The organism is Sneathiella sp. (genome assembly GCF_036844445.1).
Taxonomy (GTDB): domain Bacteria; phylum Pseudomonadota; class Alphaproteobacteria; order Sneathiellales; family Sneathiellaceae; genus Sneathiella.
In genome coordinates, this window is record NZ_DAIUFV010000001.1 from 378,064 (window position 1) to 400,176 (window position 22,113).

The following is a 22,113-nucleotide window of genomic DNA, read 5'->3' on the forward strand; positions in this document are numbered from 1 at the left end:
GCTAACCGGCTGTTGCGATCACGAGCGGCGTGAGGATATCCGTCTGTCTCAGCGTGAGGCCGACCGCGACCAGCATCAGGACCGCGAGCGTCACATTGATCGCCCGCATCAGCCGCGGCGAGGTGACGAGGCGGCGCAGCAGGTTGCCGCCAAAGCACCAGGCCGCATTGCAGGGCAGGCCGATGAGGATGAAAATCGCGATAATCAGCGCGACCTGCGGCGTATAGGCCCCCTCCGGCGCGATGAACTGCGCAAAGGCGGCGATCACCATCACCCATGCCTTGGGGTTAAGCGGATGCAGGATCACGCCCGCCATAAATCCCGGCTGCTCCGCCTTTTCGACGATCTCGGGGTTCGAGGTCGCAATGCGGTAGGCAAGATAGAGAATATAGAAAAGCGACGCGCCGAGGAAGACCAGCCGTAGCACGGGGGAGGTCGCAAACAGCGTGCCCAGCCCCAGCGCCGTCGCCAGGCAGACGAGCAGGAACCCCGCCACGCTGCCAAAGAGAAAAGGGAGGGAGCGGCGAAATCCGAAGCTCGCGCCCGATGCCATCAGCAGCATGTTCACCGGCCCCGGCGAGGCCACCATGGAGAAGCTGAAGAGGGCAATCAGGGCAATCTTCCCGGCGTCCATCGGCGTCTCTCCCGCGCTTTGCCTGTGTTCATTATGACAATTTACATTTTACGAATATTGTTATAATATTGTCCTAGTCAAACGCTATATTGTCACAGTGACAATATAATTGCCCCCGGAGCCGGCCGCCCGTGAAGAAGTTTGAGGAAATCGCCGCCGAACTGATTGCCGAGATCCGCGCCGGCCGCATCGCGCCCGGTGAAAAGCTGCCGACCCACCGCTCGCTCGCCTATCAGTACAACTGCTCGCTTGGCACCGCGAGCCGCGCCTATGCGGAGCTGGAACGGCGCGGCTATTGCTACGGGCGCATCGGGCAGGGGACGTTCGTTTACGGCACCGCGGGCGATGACATGGCGATCGGCCGCGGCGCCTTCTTCCCCGAGGATAGCTGGAACGACGCGCTCTGCGGCGTCACGGATCTGTCCAAAAACAGCTTCTATCACGTGGAGACGGAAGACCGCCTTCGCGATGCGGCGCAGCGGCTTCTGACACGCAATGAGCCGGAGACCTATTTCTCCTATTCCGACAGCCGCGGCCGGCCGCAGGATCGCGACAGTGCGGCGCGCTGGCTGTCCTCGCTGGTCGGCTATGTCGATACCGATAACATCATCCTCACAGAAGGCGCGCAGTCGGGGCTTTATCTCGCCATGGCGACGCTCGCACGGGCGGGGGAGACGGTGGCGACGGAGGCGGTCGGCTATCCCGGCATCCGCGCCGCCGCCTATGAGCTCGACCTTCGCCTTGCGCCGCTGCCGATGGATAATGAGGGGCTGATCCCGGCGGCATTCGAGGAGGCCTGCCGCCGCGGCAATGTGCGGTTGCTTGTCACGGTGCCGACGAACCACAACCCGACCGGCGCGACGCAGCCGCTTGCCCGGCGCGAGGAGATCATCGAAATCGCCCGCCGCCACGGCGTCCTCATCGTCGAGGACAGCGCCTATGCGCCGTTGCACAGCCGCCGCATTCCCGCCTATTACGATCTCGCGCCCGAGATAACGCTCTATCTGACCACTTTTTCCAAGGTGATGAGCCCGGCGCTTCGCTTCGGCTATATCATTGCGCCGGAAAAGCTGGTGCCGCGGCTGGCGACGAAAATGACGACGATCAACTGGATGACCTCGCCGATCATCCGCGACATGACGAATTTCCTGATCGAATCGGGGCAGGTCGCGGCGCAGGGCCGGCTGCTGATCGAGATTGCGGCGCGGCGCGAGCGCTCGGCGCGCGAGATCCTCGGGCCCTGGCTCGCCTCGCCGCCGACGGAGGAGGGTTCGCCGCTCGCCCATCTCTGGCTGCGGCTGCCGGACGGGCAGGATATGCACGGCTTCGTTGCTGCGGCGCGGCGCGAGAATATCATCGTCATCGGCGGTGACAGCTTCGCCATGGGCAAGACGGTGCCGGTCCGCCATGTCCGCATCTGCCTGATGGCCGAGCCGCTGGAGGGCAAGGTCGTGCGCGCGCTCGAGCGGCTGGCGACGCTTCTGTCGCAGAAAATTTCACCGATCATGGTGACGTGATCAGTCCTCGCCGGCGGCGGGGCGGCGGCTCGGGCGGGTGAGGACGAAGCCGGCCCCCGCCAGCATCAGGGCCAGCATCAGCGCGATGCCCCACCAGGGCGTCGCGGTAAAGAGGATGACGAGGGTTGCGCTGGTCGCCATCGTCACAACGGCGAAAATCTTCGCATGCAGCGGAATGACCCCGTGCTTCGACCAGTCCTGCAGCGGCGGGCCGAACAGGCGGTGAGTATAGAGCCAGTCGTGAAACCGCTCCGAGCTTTGCGAAAAGGCCCAGAGCGCGACGAGGAGAAAAGGCGTCGTCGGCAGCACAGGCAGGAAAATGCCGATCATCCCGAGCAGGACAAAAAACCAGCCGATGACCAGCAGAAGGATTTTCTTTGTTTGGCTCTTCATCGGATCAAAGTTGAGAAATCTGGTAAAGGGCGCCCGGACGGGTGCATCTTTTTCCGACTATATCGGAAAAGCCGCGCGGCGGGGAAATATCTTCGTGATCGCGCGCCCCGCGAGATGCCGGCTTTCCCTTTCATGTGCGGATTGCACGCCACGAGGCGCGAGGCGCGCCGTATTTAGATTGCTTGAATGTCATCAATCATGACAATATGGTGTGTGAAGAGGGGCCTGAAAAGCTTAAGCCGGCGGAAAAATCATTTCGCGGTGAAGGAGGCAACAATGAGTGAGGCGGTCGAGAAAGCCAAAATCAGTCTTGACGACAAATATGAGCTGGAGCGCGGGCAGGTGTTCCTCACGGGTACGCAGGCGCTCGTCCGCATCCCGATCATGCAGCGTCAGCGCGACGCGGCGGCCGGTCTCAAGACCGGCGGTTTTATTTCCGGCTATCGCGGCTCCCCGCTCGGGCTTTATGACCAGACACTCTGGAAGGCAAAACCCTTCCTTAAAAACAATGACATCCATTTCCAGCCGGGAGTGAATGAGGATCTGGCGGCGACCAGCGTCTGGGGGACGCAGCAGCTGCCGATGTTCGGCAAGACTGATTTCGACGGTGTTTTCGGCATCTGGTACGGCAAGGGGCCGGGGGTCGATCGCTCGGGCGATGCGTTCAAGCATGGCAATATGGCCGGCACTTCGGCGCATGGCGGCGTTCTCGTCCTGATGGGCGACGATCATATGGCCAAATCCTCGACCGTCGCGCATCAGAGCGAGCATGCGCTGATCGCCGCGATGATGCCGGTCCTCAACCCCGCAACCGTGCAGGAATATCTCGATTACGGCCTCTATGCGATTGCGCTCTCGCGCTACAGCGGCGTCTGGGTGGGGATGAAGTGCCTCACCGATACGGTCGAAAGTTCGGCGACCGTCGATGTCAGCCCCGATCGGGTCGAGATTGTCCTCCCCGAGGATATCGAACCGCCGGCGGACGGCGTGCATATCCGCTGGCCGGATAACTCCATCGCGCAGGAGACGCGGCTCGTCCGCCACAAGCTGCCGATGGTGAAGGCGTTCGTGCGCGCCAACCGGCTCGACCGCATCACCGCCGATTCCACCCGGCGGCGGATCGGCATCGTCACAACGGGGAAATCCTGGCTCGATGTCGAGCAGGCGCTCGGCGATCTCGGCATCTATGAGGAGGAGATCGAGGAGATTGGCCTTTCCATCTACAAGGTCGCCTGCCCGTGGCCGCTCGAACCCGAGGGGCTGATCGAATTTGCCATGGGCCTTGATGAAATCTTCGTCATCGAGGAGAAGCGCAGCCTGATCGAGGACCAGATCGCCCGCATCCTCTATGGCATGGAAGCGCATCCGATGCTGGTCGGCAAGGAGGATGAAGAGGGCGAGATGCTGCTCCCCTCCGACGGGGAGCTGACCCCGACGATGGTGGCGAAAGCGATTGCCTCCCGCCTCAAGCTCCGCGACCTGCCGGCGCGCGTCGAGGAGGGGATTGCCGTTGCCGAAGCGCGGGAGAGCGGCAACACCATGCCCGCCGCGCCGATCACGCGCTCGCCGTGGTTCTGTTCGGGCTGCCCGCACAATAGCTCGACGAATGTGCCGGACGGCAGCCGCGCCATGGCCGGGATCGGCTGTCATACGATGGCGATCTACATGCCCAACCGGCGCACTGAAACCTTCACCCATATGGGGGCGGAGGGGGCCAACTGGATCGGCCAGTCGCCCTTCAGCAACGAGACGCATATCTTCCAGAATCTCGGCGATGGCACCTATTATCACTCCGGCCTTCTCGCCATTCGCGCCGCGGCGGCGGCGAATGTGAATATCACCTATAAAATCCTCTTTAACGACGCCGTCGCCATGACCGGCGGCCAGCCGTTCGACGGGCCGCTGTCGCCCTGGCTGATCAGCCAGCAGGTCCATTCGGAAGGGGTGAAGAAGGTCGTCGTCGTCACCGACGAGCCGGAGAAATATGCCGCCGATACGCCATGGGCGCCCGGCGTTTCGATCTTCCACCGCGACGATCTCGACAAGGTGCAGCGGGAGCTGCGCGAGATCGAGGGGGTGACGGTGCTGATTTATGACCAGACCTGCGCCGCCGAGAAGCGCCGCCGCCGCAAGCGCGGGACGTTCCCGGACCCGGCGAAGCGCGTTTTTATCAACGAGCTGGTCTGCGAGGGCTGCGGCGATTGCGGCGTCGTCTCCAACTGCGTCTCGGTAAAGCCGCTCGAGACCGAGTTCGGCCGCAAGCGCGTCATCGACCAGTCGAGCTGCAACAAGGATTTCTCCTGCGTCAAGGGCTTCTGCCCGAGCTTCGTGACCGTCGAGGGCGGCGGCCTTCGAAAGCCCGAGAAGAAAGAAGTGACGTCGAGCGTGATCGATATCATGAACCCGGCCGCAAACCTGCCGGAACCTGCGCTTCCCGCCATTGACGGGCTTTACAACATCCTCGTCACCGGCATCGGCGGCACCGGCGTGATCACCGTCGGCGCGCTGCTCGGCATGGCGGCGCATGTGGAGGGGAAGGGCGCCTCGATCCTCGATCAGACGGGCCTCGCCCAGAAGAATGGCGCGGTGATGAGCCATGTCCGGCTTGCCGCCGCCGCCACTGACCTCGCCGGGACCCGCATCCCGAGCCGCCAGACGGACGTCGTCATCGGCTGCGACCTTGTCGTGGCGGCGAGCCGCGATGCGCTGAAAACCTACGATCTTGGCCGCACGAAGGCGATCATCAATGATTATGTGGTGCCGGTCGCGGCCTTTACGCTCGCCCCCGATCTCGCCATGGACCGGGACAGCCTGACGGACCTGCTGAGCCAGAATCTCGGGCGGGAGCAGGCGGAATTTATCGACAGCACGACGCTCGCGACGGCGCTGATGGGTGATTCCATCGCCGCCAACCTGTTCCTGCTGGGGTATGCCTTCCAGCGGGGCGTGATCCCGTTGCGGCTCGCCTCCATCGAGACGGCGATCGAGCTGAACGGCGTTGCGGTGGACGCCAACAAGCGGAGCTTCGCCTGGGGCCGGCGCGCCGCCGCCGACCGCGCGGAGGTCGAAAAAATTGCGCGGCCCTCGCAAAGGGCACAAAGCGCCGCGCCCGAGGATCCGCTCACGCTGCGAAGCGAGTTCCTTAAAAATTACCAGAACGGGCGCTACGCCAGGCGCTATCTGAAGCTGGTCGAGGAAGTGCGCGCGGCGGAGGAGAAGGCGGTTCCGGGCGCGACGGCGCTCACCGATGCGGTCATGCGCTACGCCTTCAAGCTGATGGCCTATAAGGATGAATATGAGGTCGCGCGGCTCTATACGGACGGCAGCTTCAAGCGCAAGCTGGAAGCCGAGTTCGAGGGCGACTACAAGCTCAAATTCCATCTCGCCCCGCCGATCATGGCGAAGCGCAATCCCGAGACCGGGCATCTCGTAAAGCGCGAGTTCGGCCCCGCGATGATGACGGCGTTCGGTCTTTTGGCGAAGTTCAGGTTCCTGCGCGGCACCGCGCTCGATCCCTTCGGGCGGACGGAGGAGCGACAGGCCGAGCGGGCATTGATAAAGGAGTATGAGGAGACGATGCGCGAGCTTGCGGCAAGCCTCACCCCCGCCAACCACGCGCTCGCCGTCGAGATCGCCAGCGTCCCTGAGCATATCCGCGGCTACGGCCATGTGAAGGAGCGGCATATGAAAGCCGCCGCGACGGAGCGCGACAGCCTGCTCGGCCGCTTCCGCGCGGGCGATGTTCAAAGCCTCGCGGCGGAGTAGGGCAGGATCCTGCGCCGGCAGTCTGACAAGAGTAGGGGGTAATGGTCGAGATTGCCGGCCTCGTCTTTCCGCTGTTCGGGCTGATCCTGCTGGGGTTCGTGACGGCGCGCATCACCCGCCAGCCGGCGGAGGCGATGGGCTGGCTCAGCACCTTCATCATCTATATCTCGCTGCCCTGCCTCTTCTTCAAGCTGCTCTCGAAAACGCCGGTCGAGGAGCTGACGAGTTGGGGCTTTATCGCGACCAACATCCTGACGACGCTCGGCGTTTTCATCCTCGTCTATATAATCGCGCGGCTGGCGACAAAGGCGAGCATGCCGGAGGCGACGATTCAGGGCCTCGCGGGTGCCTATGGCAATATCGGCTTCATGGGGCCGGGGATCGCGCTTCTCACCTTCGGCGAGGCGGCCGCGGTGCCGCTCGCGCTCATCTTTGCTTTCGAGAACGCGCTCCATTTCATCGTTGCGCCGACCATGATGGCGCTCGCCAGCGAGAGCCGCGGGAGTGTCAGGACCCTCGTCCTCTCGATCGCGAAGAAGGTTTTCCTGCATCCCTTTATCATCGCGACGCTGATCGGCGTCGCCGCCGCCATTTTCGACTATACGCCGCCGCTCCCCGTCAGTCGGCTGATCGACTACCTCGCCGAGGCCGCGGCGCCCTGCGCGCTTTTCGCCATGGGCGTGACGCTGGCGCTCCGCCCCCTGAAGCGCGTGCCGCGGGAACTTGGCTATATCCTGCCCGTGACGCTCATCTTCCATCCGCTTCTGATGTATCTCACTTTGAGCTTCTTCGGCGATTTCGAGCCCGTCTGGGTCTATACCGCCGTCCTGCTCGCGAGCCTGCCGACGGCGACCAACGTCTTTGTCATCGCGCAGCAATATGGCGTCTGGGTGGAGCGCGCCTCCGCCACCATCCTGCTCAGCACCACCCTCTCGGTCTTCACCGTCACGGCGCTGCTCTTTGCGATCACCTCCGGGCTGTTACCTGCGGATTTATTTGTGGGGTGAGGGGCAAAAAACTTGACCGTTATAACATTTGTAGCTACATTAAAGGCCAGCAAAGCAGAGTGAGATCAGGATGACGACAAAACAGACAGCGACATCGGCCGCGACGTTTGCGGAATCCAGTTTGCGCAAAATCGGCAATTCAACGGGGACGACCCTCCCGAAGGGTATTCTGGAAAAGGCGGGATTGCGCCTTGGCGACCGGGTGAAAATCACGGCGGATGAGGATGGCATAAAGATCGAGAAGGCGGACGAGAGACATGACCGCGTCAAGCGCCTTCATGAATATTCCAAAATGCGCCACAACAAACTCTATAAAGAACTGGCGAAATGAGGCAGTGGGAGCTTCTGAGTGAAGAAGATCTCCTTGCCATTCATAAAAGCCAGATTGAGGATTATGGCGGACGCGACGGCATAAGGGATATCGAGGGCGTGAAAGCCGCCGCCGCGCGGCCTATGAATATCATCTCATACAACCCGGATGCCGATATATTCGATCTCGCATCCGCTGTCTTTTTCTCGATCACCAGGAACAGGCATCCGTTTGTCGATGGCAACAAGCGCGTCGGGTTCGCCGCCTGTGACATTATCCTCATGCTGAATGACTACCAGCTTGATGTGAATTTTTCGCAGGCGTTCCCGGTTATCATGAACGCGACCACAGGAAATCTAACGGAAGGCGAATTTTCCGCCTGGCTCCGGGAAAACTCCTCCCTAAACGAAAAACTGAGAAATCTCTAAATTGGAAAAGTGGTGCTTTGCAGGAGCGCCAAACTCGTTTTGCGCTTCAGCCAAGCGAGTCAATGTGTATGTGTCAGTAGCGGCTTTGTTATTCGCGCATAACGTCGATCACAGCATTTGCTTAAATCCTGCGGGTTCGCTAAAAGGGGCGCAAGCGAAAATCTTGTGAGCAGGAGCGGTTATCCCTATGGCGTCTTATCAGTATATTTATGTGATGAATGGTCTCTCGAAGACCTATCCGGGCGGCAAGCAGGTTCTGAAAGATATCCGGCTTTCCTTCTTCCCGGGCGCGAAGATCGGCGTGCTGGGCCTGAACGGCGCGGGTAAATCGACGCTGCTGAAAATTATGGCCGGGATCGAGACCGAGTTTCAGGGCGAGGCCTGGGCGGCGGATGGCGTCAAGATCGGCTATCTCGCGCAGGAGCCGGAGCTCGATCCGGCGAAAGACGTGCTCGGCAACGTCATGGACGGGGTCGCCGAGAAGCGCGCGCTGCTCGATAAATTCAACGAGGTCTCGGCCCGCTTCGCCGAAGAACTGACGGATGACGAGATGAACGCGCTCATCGCCGAGCAGGGCGAGCTGCAGGAGCAGATCGATGCGCAGAATCTCTGGGATCTCGACCGCGAGGTGGAGATCGCCATGGACGCGCTCCGCTGCCCGCCGGGCGATGCGGATGTGACGAAACTCTCGGGCGGTGAGCGCCGCCGCGTCGCGCTCTGCCGTCTCCTTCTCTCGCAGCCCGACATGCTGCTGCTCGACGAGCCGACCAACCATTTGGACGCCGAAAGCGTCGCCTGGCTCGAGCGCTTCCTGCATGACTATCCCGGCACCGTCGTTGCAGTGACCCATGACCGCTACTTCCTCGATAACGTCGCGGGCTGGATTTTGGAGCTCGATCGCGGCCACGGCATCCCGTGGGAAGGCAACTATTCAAGCTGGCTGGAGCAGAAGGAAAAACGCCTCGCGCAGGAAGGCAAGGCGGAGGATGCGCGCCGCCGCACGCTGGATCGCGAGCTTGAGTGGATCCGCCAGGGCGCGAAGGGCCGCCAGACGAAATCGAAGGCCCGTATCAGCGCCTATGAGGAACTGCTCTCGCAGCAGAATGAGAAGCAGGCCGCCGATATGCAGATCTACATCCCGGCCGGCCCGCGGCTCGGTGATCTCGTTGTCGAGGCGGAGAATGTCAGCAAGGGCTATGGCGATCGCCTGCTGATCGAGGATATGTCCTTCAAGCTGCCGGCGGGCGCGATCGTCGGCGTCATCGGCCCGAACGGCGCGGGTAAGACGACGCTGTTCAAGATGATCACCGGATCCGAGCAGCCCGACAGCGGCAGTTTCCGCGTCGGCCCGACGGTGAAGCTCGGCTATGTCGATCAGGACCGCGACACGCTCGACCCGAACAAGACGGTGTGGGAGGAAATCTCCGAAGGCAATGAGGTGATCTATCTCGGCAAGCGGGATATCAACAGCCGCGCCTATGTCTCGGGCTTCAACTTCAAGGGCCCCGACCAGCAGAAGAAGGTCGGCCAGCTTTCGGGCGGGGAGCGCAACCGCGTCAACCTTGCCAAGATGCTGAAATCGGGCGCCAATTTCCTGATGCTTGACGAGCCGACCAACGATCTGGACGTCGATACGCTGCGTGCGCTGGAAGAGGCGTTGCTGCAGTTCGCCGGCTGCGTCGTCGTGATCAGCCATGACCGCTGGTTCCTCGATCGCATCGCGACGCATATCCTCGCCTATGAGGGCGACAGCCATGTCGAATGGTTCGAGGGCAACTTCGAGGCCTATGAAGAGGATAAGCGAAAGCGCCTTGGCAAGGAAGCAACCGAGCCGCACCGCATCAAATACAAGCCGATCAAGCGGTAAGGCTCAAATCGCCCGCACGGGCCCCCTGCGAGTTTCCGGTTGAGGCGGGGAGCCCCGCGCTTTAGACTGTCACATCAGCCGGTGAGGGGAGCGACAGGGTGAACAGGCGCGAGGCAGAGAGACGGGCGCGGCAGATCCACGCCTTCCGGGCGGAGCTGGCGCTGCTGGAAAAGGGCGGCGTCCTCAAGCTTGCCGAGGGGGAGGCAGCGCGCGTCGCCGCCTATCACGGCGCGCTTCTGGCGGGCTTCTCCAAGGACTTCGATGCCGATCTCGATGCGGGCGCGGCGCGGCTCTCCTGGGGGATGCGGATTGTCTCGACACTGGGCGCGGCCGCGCTCTCGCTCGGCATTTTTCTCTTCTTCAATCATTATTGGGACGATCTCTCGACGGCGCTGCAGGTTGCGCTTGCGGTGCTTGCACCGCTGCTCGGCGTCGCGGCAACCGAATGGATCGCGGCGCGCTTCCAAACCCGGCATTTTACCGAACTTGCCGCGCTCGTCACCATCGCCTGCTTTATTCTCAATCTTTGCCTTCTGGGTGAGATATTTAACCTAACTCCAAGCCCCGGCGCATTTTTTGTCTGGGGCGCATTCGCTGTCCTGATGGCGGCGCGGCATAGCCTCGGCCTTTCGCTCGGCATCGGGCTCACCGGCCTCGCGGTCTTCATGGGCGCGATGCTGACCCAGTTTGCCGGCTATTACTGGCTGCATGAGATCATCACGGAGCTTTACCTCGCGCCCTTCCTTCTCATCCTGCTCGCGCCGCTGCTGCGAATTCAGTATATTCAGGATAACCGGTTTATTTTCTTCTATACGGGGCTGCTCGGCGTTTTTCTCCAGCTTCTCGGCATTGTGACACTCGGGCCCGAGAGCCTGCTGCCGTTCAGCAGTGACGGGGTGGGATGGACCTACCTCATCGCCGCGGTCGTCTTTGGGGCGGGTGCGCTCGGCTGGAGCGTCCGGCAGGGCTGGGAGGGCGGCGCTTACCTTTCTGCCGGCTTTCTGATCCTCCTCCTCGGGATCAAGTATTTCGACTGGTTCTGGGACAAGTGGCCGGCCTATATTTTCTTTCTCATCCTCGGCCTGCTGGCGGTTGGCGTGATCCTGCTGCTTCGCAAGCTGCGCCTGACGGGACGGCGGGTCCATGACGCTCCGTAAGGCATATCTCCCGCTGCTGCTGGTCATCGCGGCCAATCTCTGGATCGCGGCTGGCGTCTTTTGGAACCGGAGCGGCGCGCCGACGGGCGAGCTCACCTTTGATGACTGCGCGTTCGGGCGCGCCGGGGGCCATAGTGTTGGCTCAGACGGCCGCTCCCTCTCGCTCTATGTCACCTCGCCGCCGATCACAACGACGGGGGAGGCGGGCGACAAGAGGCACCGGCGGACACGGCCCGCTTATCTGCTGATCGAGGAGGGCGGCGCAGCGTGGGAGGCGTATCTTGCGGGCGAGGCGGAAAGACGCGCGAAAAACCCCGACTACACGCCGTTTATCCCGCAGAGCCGGCTTCTTTTCAGCGACAGCGCAACGGCGGCGGGCGGGCTGAAATCGCCGCAGGCGGGCAGCACGGGCGCCGCCATTGTGCGGGGCTATGTGACAAGCTATCGGAGTGATGAGGGGACGGTGCAGCACCGCTACGCGGGCCGGCCGCAGATCGCCATCCCGAGTGAGTATCGCGCCGCCTTCAGGGCGATCCACGCGGCCCGCTTCCCGGCCGGTCGCGAGGAAGGGGAAGCCTCCTGCACGTCCGAATATCGCATCACGCTCCGCTTCGGCGCGCGCTTTGAGCCCTGGATCGCCGGCATCGAGCCGCTTTAGGCGGCGGGGGCGGCCGGGACTTCCTCCGCCAGCGCGCGGATGACCGCCGGGCGCTCCTTCATGCGGGCGACGAGGCGCTCGAGCTTCGGATAGTCGGCAATGTCGATCTTGCTGAACGTCAGCCAGCGCTGGACCGCGAAGAAATAGCCGTCGGCGACCGTGTAGCTGTCGCCCATGATCCACGGCCCTTCGATCATCTCCGCCTCGATCAGGGCGAGGGAATCGCGCATATTCTGCTTCACCTTGCGGCGCATGTCGGCAAGCGAGCTTTCCTCGCTCGCCCAGCGGGTCCCGCGCAGGTAATGCGACTGGTTCACATGCACGGTCGAGCAGAGATAGTTGTTGAACTCCTGCATCTTGGCGAGGCGGTAGATATCATCAAACGGGGCGAGCTTCTTCTCGGGATAGCGCTGCGCGATATAAAGAAGGATCGCCGGCGTTTCGGTCAGGATCCCCCGTTCGGTGACGAGGGCGGGCACGCGGCCTTTCGGATTGATGGCGAGATAGTCGGCTTTCGTCTGGGCCGCGTTTGCGAAATCAACGGGGACGGCGGTGTAGTCTGCGCCGGCCTCGGCCAGCGCGATATGGCTCGCCATGGCGACCGTTCCGGGCGCGTAATGGAGTTTCAGCATTTTCTTCCCTTTCCCTGCCGCTTCGCGCGCGCCCGAAAGCGCGTTCGATTTCCATGTTATACAGATTAAATTATGTTGCCGGACAAAAAAATACCATAATGTCCCGGGACTATCCCAAGAGACATAGGGGGAATTTTACTAAAAATATAGCAATCTGATGTCGGGTCTTGCGAAGAGCCCGGAATTTGCGTATTTAGCCCTATTCCGCGGAAATAAACAGCGCGGGAGCGGGGCAAAAATACTTGGGGCACCGGTGGCGTTAACTTTATATCGCCCGGTAGTTCGGCTATGTTGTTCAGCAAATCGGGGTAGTATGGGTGGTAGGGGACATAAGTGACGATGCAGGTTGAGACCACGGAAATTGCCGATGTGAAAATTCTCCACCCGCGCAAGTTTGGCGACGAACGGGGCTTCTTTTCGGAAGTCTGGAATGCGCAAACCTTCCGCGAGGCCGGGATTGATGTCGAATTCATGCAGGATAATCACGCCTATAATGCCGAGGCGGGGGTCGTCCGCGGCCTGCATTACCAGCTTGAGCCGAAGGCGCAGGGCAAGCTGGTGCGGGTGACGCGGGGCGCCGTTCTCGATGTCGCGGTGGATATCCGCGTCGGCTCGCCGACCTTCGGGAAACATGTCGCGATCGAGCTTTCGGCCGACAACTGGGCGCAGCTCTGGCTGCCGCCCGGATTTGCGCATGGCTACTGCACCCTTGTTCCCGATACGGAGCTTCTCTATAAGGTGACGGATCTGTATAGTCCGAAGAATGACTGCGGTATTTTCTGGAATGATCCGGCGCTCGATATTCAATGGCCGGTGTCGCCCGAAAAGGCAATCCTTTCAGAAAAAGATAAGACTTTGCCGCTATTAAAGGACCAGACACGACTTTTTGAATTTAGGGAAACGAAATGACAGTTTTCGTCACCGGAGGGGCGGGCTTTATCGGCTCGGCGCTGGCCCGGGATCTGATCAACCAGGACAGGGAAGATGTTCTCGTCATCGACAAGCTGACCTATGCGGGCGCGCTTGAAAATCTCGAGACGGTGAGCGCGAGCCCGCGCTATCGCTTCGCAAAAACAGATATTTGCGACGCCGCCGCCATCAAGGCGCTGTTCGCCGAGCACAAGCCGCGCGCCGTCTATCATCTGGCGGCCGAATCCCATGTCGATCGCTCGATCGACGGGCCGGCGGCGTTTATCGAGACCAACCTCGTCGGCACCTTCGTCATGCTCGATGCCGCCAATCAGTACTGGCGCGAGCTTGACGGCGCGGCGAAGCAGGCGTTCCGCTTCCTGCATGTCTCAACGGACGAGGTTTACGGCGAGCTCGGGGCCGAGGGCCTCTTCTCGGAGACCAGCCCCTATGATCCCAACTCGCCCTATTCGGCGAGCAAGGCGGGCTCGGACCATCTCGCGCGCGCCTGGCACCGCACCTACGGGCTGCCGGTGCTGGTCACCAACTGCTCCAACAATTACGGGCCCTACCAGTTCCCGGAAAAGCTGCTGCCGGTGATTATCCTGAATGCGCTGAACGGCCGCGAGCTGCCGGTCTATGGCAAGGGCGAGAATGTCCGCGACTGGCTCTATGTCGAGGATCACGCCACCGCGCTGCAACAGGTTGTGGCGGACGGGCGGGTCGGGGAGACCTATATGATCGGCGGGCGGGCCGAGCGCAAGAATATCGACATCGTGCGCGGTATCTGCCGTATTCTCGATCGCAAATTCCCGGACAGGGGCCCGCATGAGGATCTGATCCGTTTCGTTGCCGACCGGCCGGGCCATGATGCGCGCTATGCCGTCGATTGCACGAAGATCGAGCGGGAGCTTGGCTGGAAGCAGTCGCTGACGCTTGATGTCGGGCTGGAAAAGACCGTCGACTGGTATCTCGGCAATCTCGACTGGGTCAAGGCGGTCTCCAAGGACTATTCGCAGCAGCGTCTCGGGCTCGGATCGAATAAGTGATGAAAATCCTGGTGACAGGGGCGGGCGGGCAGGTCGGCACCGCGCTCGTTGAGCGGGCGTCGGCGGCACGCCTCGATCTTGTCGCCCTTGATCGCCGCGCGCTCGATATCACCGATGCGGCGGCGGTTGCGCGCGTGCTGCGCGAGATCCGCCCGGGTGTCGTCATCAACGCCGCGGCCTATACGGCCGTCGACAGGGCGGAGACGGAGGTCGAGGCGGCCTTTGCGATCAACGCTCTGGGTCCTGAAAATCTCGCCCGCGCCGCAAAAGAGATGGATATCCCGCTCCTTCATATCTCCACCGATTTCGTCTTTGACGGCGCCAAGGCGGGCGCGTATGTCGAGACGGATGCCGTCGCCCCGCTCAATGTCTACGGGCAGAGCAAGGCGGAGGGTGAAGCGCGGATCGCGGCGGCGATGGAGAAATATATCATCCTGCGCACCGCCTGGGTCTTTGGCGGCGCGCAGAATTTCGTCAACACCATGCTCCGCCTTGGGGAGAGCCGCGACGAGCTGAGCATCGTCGATGACCAGCGGGGCGGTCCGACGCCCTCCCTTGATATCGCCGCGGCGCTTTTGCAGATGGCGGAAAGGGTCGCTGCGCCCGGCTTTCGCGATTTCGGCATTTATCATTACGCCGGCGCGCCCGCCGTCACCTGGTTCGGCTTCGCGCGCGCGATTTTTGCGGGCCGCAAGGCGCCGAAGCTCACTCCCATCCCGAGCGAGGCGTATCCCGTCCCGGCGGTGCGGCCGAAAAATTCGGTGCTTGACTGCAGAAAGATCAAGCGGGTTTTTGATATTGACCAGCCCGACTGGCAGGCGGCATTATCAAAGCTATTGGCCGAACGATAAGAAAAGGATAAGCCCGTGGCCCGCCAGGATTTTCATTTCTTCTTCCCCTTTCGCGTGCGTTATTCCGAAATCGACGGACAGGGCGTCGTTTTTAATGCACATTACCTGACCTATTTCGATACGGCACTGACCGAATTCTTTCGCTCCCTCGGCTTCGACTCGCAGGAGTATCTGGAGCGGACGGGCAATGACTTTCACGTTGTCAAATCGGTCGTGAATTACGAGGCGCCGATCCGCTTCGATGCGGAAATCGAGGTCGGTTGCCGCGTCGAGAAGATCGGCCGCTCCTCCATCGCCTTCTGGCTCGAGATCTTCGCCAAGGGCGAAGAGACGCGCTACAGCAGCGGCGAGGTGATCTGGGTCAACACCAACCAGAAAACGCATAAATCCACCCCGCTCGATGACGAGACGCGGGCGCTCTTTACCGGCGCCTGAAGGCGCGCGCCGCCCCGTTACATCGAAATCTCATCAATGCCGAGATGATAGAGGCAGTCGCCGCGCTCCACGCGCGCGCCCTGCCGTCTGGCGAGGATCACGCCGTCCACGTCAAACGCAAGCTCGATCGGCGGCCGCCCGGGCGTCTCCGGCTGGTGGATCAGCGCGGCGGGCTGGCCTTTCACCACATCCTCGCCGGGCTCGGCGAGCGGCTCTAAGAGGCCCCGCTCGCTCGCGAACAGGTGGCTCTCATGCGAGAAGATGCGCGGCGTAGTCTCCACAGGCCGCGCGTCGCCCGAGACGATGCCGAGATGGCGAAGGACATTGAGAAGCCCCTCGCCGGCGCGGGCGGGCAGCCCCTTTGTCACCGATCCGCCGCCGGCAAGCTCGGTCGTCGCCGAGCAGATCCCCTGACGGAGCGCCGCCGCCGATGAATAGCCGCCATATTCATCGCGGTTGGTCAGTAGCACGAAGGGAAGGCCGAATTTCCCGATGAGTTCGCGCTTGATAGTCGCATGGCGATCCTCGTCATTGATGGAAATCAGCAGCGTCGGCTCATAGAGAAGCGAACTGCCGCCCGAATGCAGATCGAAGAGATAATCGACGCGCGGCAGCAGCACATGCTCGATATAATAGGCGATCTGCGCGGTCGGGGTGCCGCGCGCATCGCCCGGAAAGGCGCGGTTGAGATTGCCCTCATCGAGCGGTGAGGTGCGAAGGCCCGCATCGGCGGCTGGAAAATTCGCCATCGGCAGGAGGATGACCTGCCCCGTCACCTGCTCGGGTTTGAGACTGCGGATCAGGTTGGAGAGAATGACCTGCCCTTCATATTCATCGCCATGCGTTCCGCCCATCAGCAGGACGCGGGGCCCGTCGCCGTTTTTGAAGCTGGCGATCGGGATCGGGATATAGCCATAGGCGGAGCGGTGGACCGAGTGGGGCAGGCGGAGATAGCCCGTCTGACGCCCGTCGCGGTCGAGGTCAATCGTGCTGGTGATTGTTGAGGTCATGGGGGCCCTGTTGTTGCGGTAATGCGCCATTATAGAATGATTTTTCTCCTCCGGCCAAGGGCGGCGAGAGGCAATAAAAATAGCCCGCCGGTGGGCGGGCTATCGTTGGGGTTAAAAAAGCGCCTTAGGCAGCTTTATTTTCAATCAGCCTGTCTTTGGCCGTGCTGATCTCAATCGTGCGAGGTTTCAGCTCCTCGGGGATTTCCCGGACGAGATCAATATGCAGGAGGCCGTTCTCCATGCTCGCGCCAACCACCTTGATGGTCTCGGCAAGCTCGAAATTCTGGACGAACGAGCGGGCCGCAAGGCCGCGATGCAGATATTCCACATCCTCCTTCTGTTCGGCCGATTTGCCGGTGATTTTCAGCGAATTGCGGGTTGCAACAACCTCAATCTGGTCTTCCGTAAAGCCGGCGACCGCCATGGTGATGCGATAATTGTCGGCATCCTGCTTGACGATGTTATAGGGCGGAAAGCCGCCGTCCCCGGAGGCGCGCTCAAGGCTTCGGAAAAGCTGCTCGATGCGGTCAAATCCGACGGTGGACCGGAGCAGGGGGGAAAAATCGTAAGTACGCATTATCTATATCCTCCTTAGAAGCAATATATGTCCTGCGGGCTGCCATTCTGGCCAAGCCCTTGATTTCAGGCCCTAATTGGCGCCTGACACGTCTCATATGTGGGCGCCTTTCCAGAGTTTCAAGAGATCGGGAAGAGGAAAATTTAACTTTTGCCCCCTAGATTAACGGGCAAAGCGGACGCCGGTATGCGCGGGCGGGGTTAAGAGGAGCAGGCGGGTGACAAAAAAGAGCGACGGGCAGGGTGGGGGCGGCAACACGGTCTTTTTCAGCCGCTCCTACGATGAGGCGCTCGCGCTCGTGCGCGAGGCGCGCGCCTATCTGGCGGGGCCGGGGCGGCTCGCCGCGCGCCAGCTCCCGCCCGAGGTCGGCTATGCTTACGCGGCCGAAAGCCTCCGCCTCACCACCCGGCTGACCGAAAGCATGGCGTGGCTGATGTTCCAGCGGGCGCTGCAGGCGGGCGAAATCAGCGAGGAGGAGGCCGCGCGAGACGGCTGCCGGCTCGCGCATCTGGAAACCTGCCTCACCGATGCGCCGCTCTGTGATCCGGGCCTGCTGCCGGACGGGCTGGCGTCGCTGCTTGAGCGGAGCGAGGCGCTCTACCGGCGGCTTCTGCGGCTCGATGAACAGGCCGTCGCCGCCTATGCCGCGCGGCACGGCGGGGCGGCGCGCTGAAACGAAAAAAGGCGCCCAGATGAGCGCCTTTGTCATCCGCGATCGCGCGAGAGATTACTTCAGGCCAAAGCCCGCAAAGCGCTTCTTGAACTTCGCGACCTGCCCGTCATCACGCACAAGCTGCTGACCGCCGGTCCATGCCGGATGGGTCTTTACGTCGATATCCAGTTTCAGAACGTCACCTTCCTTGCCGTAGGTCGAACGGGTCTCAAAGGTCGTGCCGTCTGTCATTTCGACGATGATTTTGTGATAATCGGGATGTATGTCTTTTTTCATTTCGGCTCACCCTTCAGGGGACGCAAGGTTTAACTCAGCGGGCCTTATATTAAAGCTTTGCCGTTATGGCAAGCAAAGATATGCTCGGCGGTGTTTTTTCTTGCATTCCTGGCCCCGGGGTTTACACCCGTGGGACGGATTAACTAACGTAAATTCAAGGTTCCTTCGTGACTGAAGAAAACGCAGATCTTCGGACTTCTCCGGATAAAACGGGCGGCAAGCGGTCGCTCAAGGGATTGTGGCGGCTCTGGCATTTCATCCTGCCCTACAAGCCGCAGGTGATCGGCGCGCTGATCGCGCTGATCATCGCCGCGGGCGCGACGCTGATGATCGGGCAGGCGATCAGGATCATGATCGACAAGGGCTTTTCCGCCGGCAGCGTCAGCCTGGACCGCTATTTCCTCGGGCTGATGGGCGTTGTCGTGCTGCTCGCGGTCGCGACCTTCGGGCGGTATTTTCTCGTTTCCTGGATCGGCGAGCGGGTCATCTCCGACATCCGCAAGGCCGTCTTCAATCATGTGCTGAAGCTGAGCCCGTCGTTTTTTGAAGTCACCCGCACGGGTGAGGTTCTCTCGCGCCTCACTACCGATACGACGCTGATCCAGACGGTGATCGGCTCGTCCGTCTCGGTCGCCCTTCGCAACATCCTGATGTTTATCGGCGGCCTCGCGCTGCTCATCTACACGAGCCCGATTCTGACCGGCATGGTGCTGCTGATCGTGCCCTTCGTGATGGTGCCGATCATCGGGTTCGGCCGCATGGTGCGCCGCCTCAGCCGCTCCAACCAGGACAGCATCGCCGCCGTCAGCGCCCGCGCCGACGAGACCTTGCGCGCGATCCAGACATCGCAGGCCTACACCCATGAGGAGTATGACCGCCGGCAGTTCGGCGCGGATGTGGAGACGAATTTCCAGATCGCCATCCGGCGCATCAAATGGCGCGCGTGGCTGACGGCGATCGTTATCCTGTTCGTGTTCGGCGCGGTCGATCTCGTGCTGTGGAGCGGCGCGCGCGCCGTCGTCAATGAGGAGATGTCGGCGGGAACGCTCGCCTCTTTCGTCTTTTACGCCATCATCGTCGCCGGCACCATGGGATCGCTGAGCGAAGTCTGGGGCGACCTGATGCGCGCCGCCGGCGCGTCGGAGCGGCTGCTGGAGCTGCTGGATGAGAAGCCGACGGTGCCGATCGCCGAAAATCCAGAGCCCATCGGCCCGCGCATTACCTCGGGCTTCAGCTTCGAGGGGGTGACCTTCCACTATCCCTCGCGGCCCGACAGCGCAGCGCTGCGGGAGTTTTCGCTCGATGTGAAGAAAGGCGAGACGGTTGCCCTTGTCGGCCCGAGCGGCGCCGGGAAAACAACAGTGCTCCAGCTGCTGCTGCGCTTCTACGATCCGCAGGCCGGACGGATTACAATCGACGGCACCGATATCCGGACCGTCGATCCGACGCGGCTTCGCGCGCTCATGGGCCTTGTGCCGCAGGAGCCCGTCATCTTCGCGACCAGCGCCATGGAGAATATCCGCTATGGCCGTCCCGAGGCGAGCGATGAGGAGGTTATCGCCGCCGCCGAGGCCGCGGTCGCGACGGAATTCATCAACCGCCTGCCCGAAGGTTTCGCGACCGAGTTTGGCGAGCGGGGCATCAAGCTCTCGGGCGGACAGAAGCAGCGCATCGCCATTGCCCGCGCGATCCTCCGCGATCCCGAGATACTGCTGCTCGATGAGGCGACCTCTGCGCTTGATGCGGAGAGCGAGCGGCAGGTCCAGCTTGCGCTTGAGCATCTGATGGAGAACCGCACGACGCTGGTGATTGCGCACCGCCTCGCGACGGTGCTGACGGCGGACCGGATCATCGTGCTGGAGGACGGGCGTATCGTCGATCAGGGAACGCATCAGGAGCTGATGAACGAAGGCGGGCTTTATGCGAAGCTTGCGACGCTTCAGTTTGATGCGGGGCAGCGCATCCGCTCAGCGTGAGAATTCACCGATCACATCGGCGAGCTGGGCGTGGATGCTCGAAATGCTGAAATTCTTATCGTAATAATCGCGCGCCGCCTGGCCGCGTGCCGGGAGCGAGGCGCGCGCCGCCGCAAGTTGCTGAACCGCATTGCTGAGGGCCGCCGGATCGTTCGGGGCGACTTCGATCAGCCCGTCGGTTTTCGGCTCAGGATAGGCCCCCGATTGCCGGGTGACAACGACCCGCCCGGCTGAGAGCGCCTGGTAGACCTTGTTCGGAATGACCCGAGCCGCCTTGTCGCTCTCGCCGAAAATGCCGAGCAGGATATCGGCGGCCCGGATACGCCCGGGCAGCATCTCGTAAGGGAGATAATCTTCGAAGGCGATATTCGGATGGCCCGCCGCGGCCGCCTCGCAAGCCGCCCGAAGCGGCCCCGCGCCGAGCAGCACCCAGCGGACGGGGGCAGGGCAGAGCTTCGCCGCCTCGACGATCACCTCGGGCGCCTGCAGATTGATGAAGCTGCCGAAAAAAAGCGCCTCAAGCGGCGCATCCGCGGGCTTGTGGCGAAGCGGACCCGGGGTGAAAAGCGCGCCTTCCGCGCCGAGGGCGACAACGCGAAGCCGCGCCGCCGGGACGTTCAGCGTCGTCCGATAAAAATCCGCATGGCCCGCCGTATCGGCAATGACGTAATCGGCATGGGCAAAAAGCGCGCGCTCCCATTTCAGCAGCGCCTCTGCCTTGGCGCTTCCTTCTTCGAATTTTCGCTGCTCGAACACCTGCTTGTCATAGGCCGAGATCATCGGATCGAAAATAAGCGGCCGGCGCCTTGCCCGCGCGAAGTTTGCCGCGGCGGCCATGTCGCGCTGGCGAAAGGCCGGCAGCCAGATGAGATCTGGCGTCTTCATGCGTTTCAGCGCGGCTTCCAGATGTCCGGTGCGGCTGAGGCGGGGGTGAAAGTCGACAACCCGCCAGCCAAGGTCGCGAAAGGCATGCTGGAGGATGCGGTTGCGGGAATAATCGGGATTGAAACGCCCCCACCAGAGGACCGTCCGCTGCTGGATCTCTTCAATCTTCATGACGCGAGATCCAGCTCGCCAATGACCCGGGTAAGTGGGAGGTCGGCAAGGAACGCTTCGCGCAGCACCCGCACATCGCGCCCGCGCGGGCGGGACATCTCGGGATCGGAGGCGCGTGAGAAAAGCACCACCGTCTTGCAGCCGACCGCGGCAATCAGATGCAGCGGGCCGGTGTCATTGCCGACGGCAAGCTCCGCGCCGGCGCCGAGCGAGGCGAGATCGCCAAGTTCGGTGCGCGCGGAAAGATCGATGGCTTCGGGACAGGCCTCGCGAATGGTCTCAATCGCATCCGCCTCCGCCTTGCCGCCGATCAGGACGGGCGTGATCCCTTGCGCGGTGAGATATTCGGCAAGCTCGGCAAAGCGGATCGCGGGCCAGCGTTTCTCGGGCCGATGCGCCGATCCGCCCGGGACCAGCAGCGCATAGCGGGCGGGCAGGGCGTATTTCGAGATATCGGTCATCGCCCAGGAGAAGTCGGGCGCGGGGATGTTGGTGATCCCGGCGACGCCGAGCTGATCGATATGCCGCTCGATCGTGTGGATTTTTGTCCGGAGCGGGCTTTTATGCTGATGCGTCGCGCCCTTCACGATGCCGCACCACTCGGGCTTGCGCCGGTGCGGGAACAGGCGGTAGTAGGAGGTGCTGCGGGTCGAGGTCTGCAAATCATAGACGCGGGCGAAATTGCCGCGCCGCAACTTGCGGACCAGCGGAAGGATTTTTGAGAGCTGCCAGAGCCGCGGCCGCTCGTCGACCCAGATTTCGTCAAAAAGGCCGGATTTTTCGAGAAAGGCGGCGAACGGCTTGGTCGTCAGCAGCACGATGCGCGCATCATGGTGATGCGCGCGGATCGCCTGGAACGGCCCCTCCGCGAGGATCACATCGCCAAGCGCGCCATGCTTGATCACCAGAATGTTGCGTCCCTTGCCCGCCACG

General features: G+C 62.1%; 22 protein-coding genes. 14 read left to right on the forward strand and 8 right to left on the reverse strand.

Annotation, left to right across the window (positions count from 1 at the left end; all coding sequences use genetic code 11):
* Position 1: 1 nt before the first annotated feature.
* Positions 2-634, reverse strand: a complete 633-nt coding sequence (locus V7Z56_RS01740) for a LysE family translocator (RefSeq protein ID WP_334127620.1) — start codon at positions 632-634, stop codon at positions 2-4.
* 131 nt (positions 635-765) lie between these two features.
* On the opposite strand from V7Z56_RS01740, the gene V7Z56_RS01745 reads away from it, so the two are divergent.
* Positions 766-2,151, forward strand: coding sequence for an aminotransferase-like domain-containing protein (locus V7Z56_RS01745; RefSeq protein ID WP_334127621.1), 1,386 nt, complete (start codon positions 766-768; stop codon positions 2,149-2,151).
* On the opposite strand, the gene V7Z56_RS01750 is transcribed toward V7Z56_RS01745, so the two are convergent.
* Positions 2,152-2,544 (reverse strand): YbaN family protein, encoded by a 393-nt coding sequence (locus V7Z56_RS01750; protein ID WP_334127622.1) that lies wholly within the window; start codon positions 2,542-2,544, stop codon positions 2,152-2,154.
* A 276-nt stretch (positions 2,545-2,820) separates the two neighbouring features.
* Between V7Z56_RS01750 and V7Z56_RS01755 the strand changes: the two genes are divergently transcribed.
* From V7Z56_RS01755 to V7Z56_RS01785, 7 genes are all read left to right on the forward strand, one after another.
* A complete protein-coding gene (locus V7Z56_RS01755) occupies positions 2,821-6,309 on the forward strand; it encodes an indolepyruvate ferredoxin oxidoreductase family protein (protein WP_334127623.1) in 3,489 nt (1,162 codons plus the stop codon).
* 41 nt (positions 6,310-6,350) lie between these two features.
* Positions 6,351-7,316, forward strand: a complete 966-nt coding sequence (locus V7Z56_RS01760) for an AEC family transporter (protein ID WP_334127624.1) — start codon at positions 6,351-6,353, stop codon at positions 7,314-7,316.
* A gap of 70 nt (positions 7,317-7,386) precedes the next feature.
* Positions 7,387-7,647, forward strand: coding sequence for an AbrB/MazE/SpoVT family DNA-binding domain-containing protein (locus V7Z56_RS01765; RefSeq protein ID WP_334127625.1), 261 nt, complete (start codon positions 7,387-7,389; stop codon positions 7,645-7,647).
* The gene (locus tag V7Z56_RS01770; protein WP_334127626.1) at positions 7,644-8,054 is read left to right on the forward strand and encodes a type II toxin-antitoxin system death-on-curing family toxin; all 411 of its coding nucleotides are present in this window, start codon (positions 7,644-7,646) and stop codon (positions 8,052-8,054) included. Before V7Z56_RS01765 ends, V7Z56_RS01770 begins: the two co-directional genes overlap by 4 nt.
* Positions 8,055-8,241: 187 nt before the next feature.
* The gene (gene ettA, locus V7Z56_RS01775) at positions 8,242-9,921 is read left to right on the forward strand and encodes an energy-dependent translational throttle protein EttA (RefSeq protein ID WP_334127627.1); all 1,680 of its coding nucleotides are present in this window, start codon (positions 8,242-8,244) and stop codon (positions 9,919-9,921) included.
* A 98-nt stretch (positions 9,922-10,019) separates the two neighbouring features.
* The gene (locus tag V7Z56_RS01780; RefSeq protein WP_334127628.1) at positions 10,020-11,078 is read left to right on the forward strand and encodes a DUF2157 domain-containing protein; all 1,059 of its coding nucleotides are present in this window, start codon (positions 10,020-10,022) and stop codon (positions 11,076-11,078) included.
* Positions 11,065-11,736 (forward strand): DUF4824 family protein, encoded by a 672-nt coding sequence (locus V7Z56_RS01785; protein ID WP_334127629.1) that lies wholly within the window; start codon positions 11,065-11,067, stop codon positions 11,734-11,736. The genes V7Z56_RS01780 and V7Z56_RS01785 overlap by 14 nt, the downstream gene beginning before the upstream one ends.
* Here the strand turns inward: V7Z56_RS01785 and V7Z56_RS01790 are convergent.
* A complete protein-coding gene (locus V7Z56_RS01790) occupies positions 11,733-12,368 on the reverse strand; it encodes a glutathione S-transferase family protein (protein WP_334127630.1) in 636 nt (211 codons plus the stop codon). The genes V7Z56_RS01785 and V7Z56_RS01790 overlap by 4 nt on opposite strands.
* 339 nt (positions 12,369-12,707) lie before the next feature.
* On the opposite strand from V7Z56_RS01790, the gene rfbC reads away from it, so the two are divergent.
* The 4 genes from rfbC to V7Z56_RS01810 are packed head-to-tail and all read left to right on the forward strand — an operon-like array spanning position 12,708 to position 15,612.
* Positions 12,708-13,277 carry a dTDP-4-dehydrorhamnose 3,5-epimerase gene (rfbC, locus tag V7Z56_RS01795; RefSeq protein WP_334127929.1) on the forward strand — a complete coding sequence of 190 codons (570 nt, stop codon included), beginning with the start codon at positions 12,708-12,710 and terminating at the stop codon, positions 13,275-13,277.
* Positions 13,274-14,326 (forward strand): dTDP-glucose 4,6-dehydratase, encoded by a 1,053-nt coding sequence (gene rfbB / locus V7Z56_RS01800; protein ID WP_334127631.1) that lies wholly within the window; start codon positions 13,274-13,276, stop codon positions 14,324-14,326. The genes rfbC and rfbB overlap by 4 nt, the downstream gene beginning before the upstream one ends.
* Complete coding sequence (gene rfbD / locus V7Z56_RS01805; protein ID WP_334127930.1) at positions 14,326-15,177, forward strand: dTDP-4-dehydrorhamnose reductase; 852 nt, start codon at positions 14,326-14,328, stop codon at positions 15,175-15,177. Before rfbB ends, rfbD begins: the two co-directional genes overlap by 1 nt.
* A 15-nt stretch (positions 15,178-15,192) precedes the next feature.
* Positions 15,193-15,612: an acyl-CoA thioesterase gene (locus tag V7Z56_RS01810; RefSeq protein ID WP_334127632.1), complete on the forward strand. Its 420-nt coding sequence runs from the start codon at positions 15,193-15,195 to the stop codon at positions 15,610-15,612.
* A gap of 17 nt (positions 15,613-15,629) precedes the next feature.
* Here the strand turns inward: V7Z56_RS01810 and V7Z56_RS01815 are convergent, their stop codons facing one another.
* On the reverse strand, positions 15,630-16,622 hold the full coding sequence (locus tag V7Z56_RS01815; RefSeq protein WP_334127633.1) for a succinylglutamate desuccinylase/aspartoacylase family protein: 993 nt from the start codon (positions 16,620-16,622) through the stop codon (positions 15,630-15,632).
* Positions 16,623-16,746: 124 nt separating this feature from the next.
* Positions 16,747-17,199, reverse strand: a complete 453-nt coding sequence (locus tag V7Z56_RS01820; RefSeq protein ID WP_334127634.1) for an Hsp20 family protein — start codon at positions 17,197-17,199, stop codon at positions 16,747-16,749.
* 217 nt (positions 17,200-17,416) lie between these two features.
* Here V7Z56_RS01820 and V7Z56_RS01825 point away from each other — a divergent pair, with 217 nt between their 5' ends.
* Entirely contained in the window at positions 17,417-17,872 is a 456-nt protein-coding gene (locus tag V7Z56_RS01825; protein WP_334127635.1) for a DUF1465 family protein, read from the forward strand.
* A gap of 54 nt (positions 17,873-17,926) precedes the next feature.
* Here the strand turns inward: V7Z56_RS01825 and rpmE are convergent, their stop codons facing one another.
* On the reverse strand, positions 17,927-18,148 hold the full coding sequence (rpmE, locus tag V7Z56_RS01830) for a 50S ribosomal protein L31 (RefSeq protein ID WP_334127636.1): 222 nt from the start codon (positions 18,146-18,148) through the stop codon (positions 17,927-17,929).
* A gap of 167 nt (positions 18,149-18,315) precedes the next feature.
* Between rpmE and V7Z56_RS01835 the strand changes: the two genes are divergently transcribed.
* On the forward strand, positions 18,316-20,124 hold the full coding sequence (locus V7Z56_RS01835) for an ABC transporter transmembrane domain-containing protein (protein ID WP_334127637.1): 1,809 nt from the start codon (positions 18,316-18,318) through the stop codon (positions 20,122-20,124).
* Here the strand turns inward: V7Z56_RS01835 and V7Z56_RS01840 are convergent.
* Entirely contained in the window at positions 20,116-21,180 is a 1,065-nt protein-coding gene (locus V7Z56_RS01840; RefSeq protein ID WP_334127638.1) for a glycosyltransferase, read from the reverse strand. The two genes, V7Z56_RS01835 and V7Z56_RS01840, sit on opposite strands and share 9 nt — an antisense overlap.
* Entirely contained in the window at positions 21,177-22,112 is a 936-nt protein-coding gene (locus tag V7Z56_RS01845; RefSeq protein ID WP_334127639.1) for a glycosyltransferase family 9 protein, read from the reverse strand. The genes V7Z56_RS01840 and V7Z56_RS01845 overlap by 4 nt, the downstream gene beginning before the upstream one ends.
* Between the last annotated feature and the right edge of the window lies 1 nt (position 22,113).

Coding starts and splice junctions, on each gene's coding strand:
- V7Z56_RS01740 (WP_334127620.1), bottom strand. CDS start 634: ATGGACGCCGGGAAGATTGCCCTGATTGCCCTCTTCAGCTTCTCCATG.
- V7Z56_RS01750 (WP_334127622.1), bottom strand. CDS start 2,544: ATGAAGAGCCAAACAAAGAAAATCCTTCTGCTGGTCATCGGCTGGTTT.
- V7Z56_RS01755 (WP_334127623.1), top strand. CDS start 2,821: ATGAGTGAGGCGGTCGAGAAAGCCAAAATCAGTCTTGACGACAAATAT.
- V7Z56_RS01760 (WP_334127624.1), top strand. CDS start 6,351: ATGGTCGAGATTGCCGGCCTCGTCTTTCCGCTGTTCGGGCTGATCCTG.
- V7Z56_RS01765 (WP_334127625.1), top strand. CDS start 7,387: ATGACGACAAAACAGACAGCGACATCGGCCGCGACGTTTGCGGAATCC.
- V7Z56_RS01770 (WP_334127626.1), top strand. CDS start 7,644: ATGAGGCAGTGGGAGCTTCTGAGTGAAGAAGATCTCCTTGCCATTCAT.
- ettA (WP_334127627.1), top strand. CDS start 8,242: ATGGCGTCTTATCAGTATATTTATGTGATGAATGGTCTCTCGAAGACC.
- V7Z56_RS01785 (WP_334127629.1), top strand. CDS start 11,065: ATGACGCTCCGTAAGGCATATCTCCCGCTGCTGCTGGTCATCGCGGCC.
- V7Z56_RS01790 (WP_334127630.1), bottom strand. CDS start 12,368: ATGCTGAAACTCCATTACGCGCCCGGAACGGTCGCCATGGCGAGCCAT.
- rfbC (WP_334127929.1), top strand. CDS start 12,708: ATGCAGGTTGAGACCACGGAAATTGCCGATGTGAAAATTCTCCACCCG.
- rfbB (WP_334127631.1), top strand. CDS start 13,274: ATGACAGTTTTCGTCACCGGAGGGGCGGGCTTTATCGGCTCGGCGCTG.
- rfbD (WP_334127930.1), top strand. CDS start 14,326: ATGAAAATCCTGGTGACAGGGGCGGGCGGGCAGGTCGGCACCGCGCTC.
- V7Z56_RS01815 (WP_334127633.1), bottom strand. CDS start 16,622: ATGACCTCAACAATCACCAGCACGATTGACCTCGACCGCGACGGGCGT.
- V7Z56_RS01820 (WP_334127634.1), bottom strand. CDS start 17,199: ATGCGTACTTACGATTTTTCCCCCCTGCTCCGGTCCACCGTCGGATTT.
- rpmE (WP_334127636.1), bottom strand. CDS start 18,148: ATGAAAAAAGACATACATCCCGATTATCACAAAATCATCGTCGAAATG.
- V7Z56_RS01840 (WP_334127638.1), bottom strand. CDS start 21,180: ATGAAGATTGAAGAGATCCAGCAGCGGACGGTCCTCTGGTGGGGGCGT.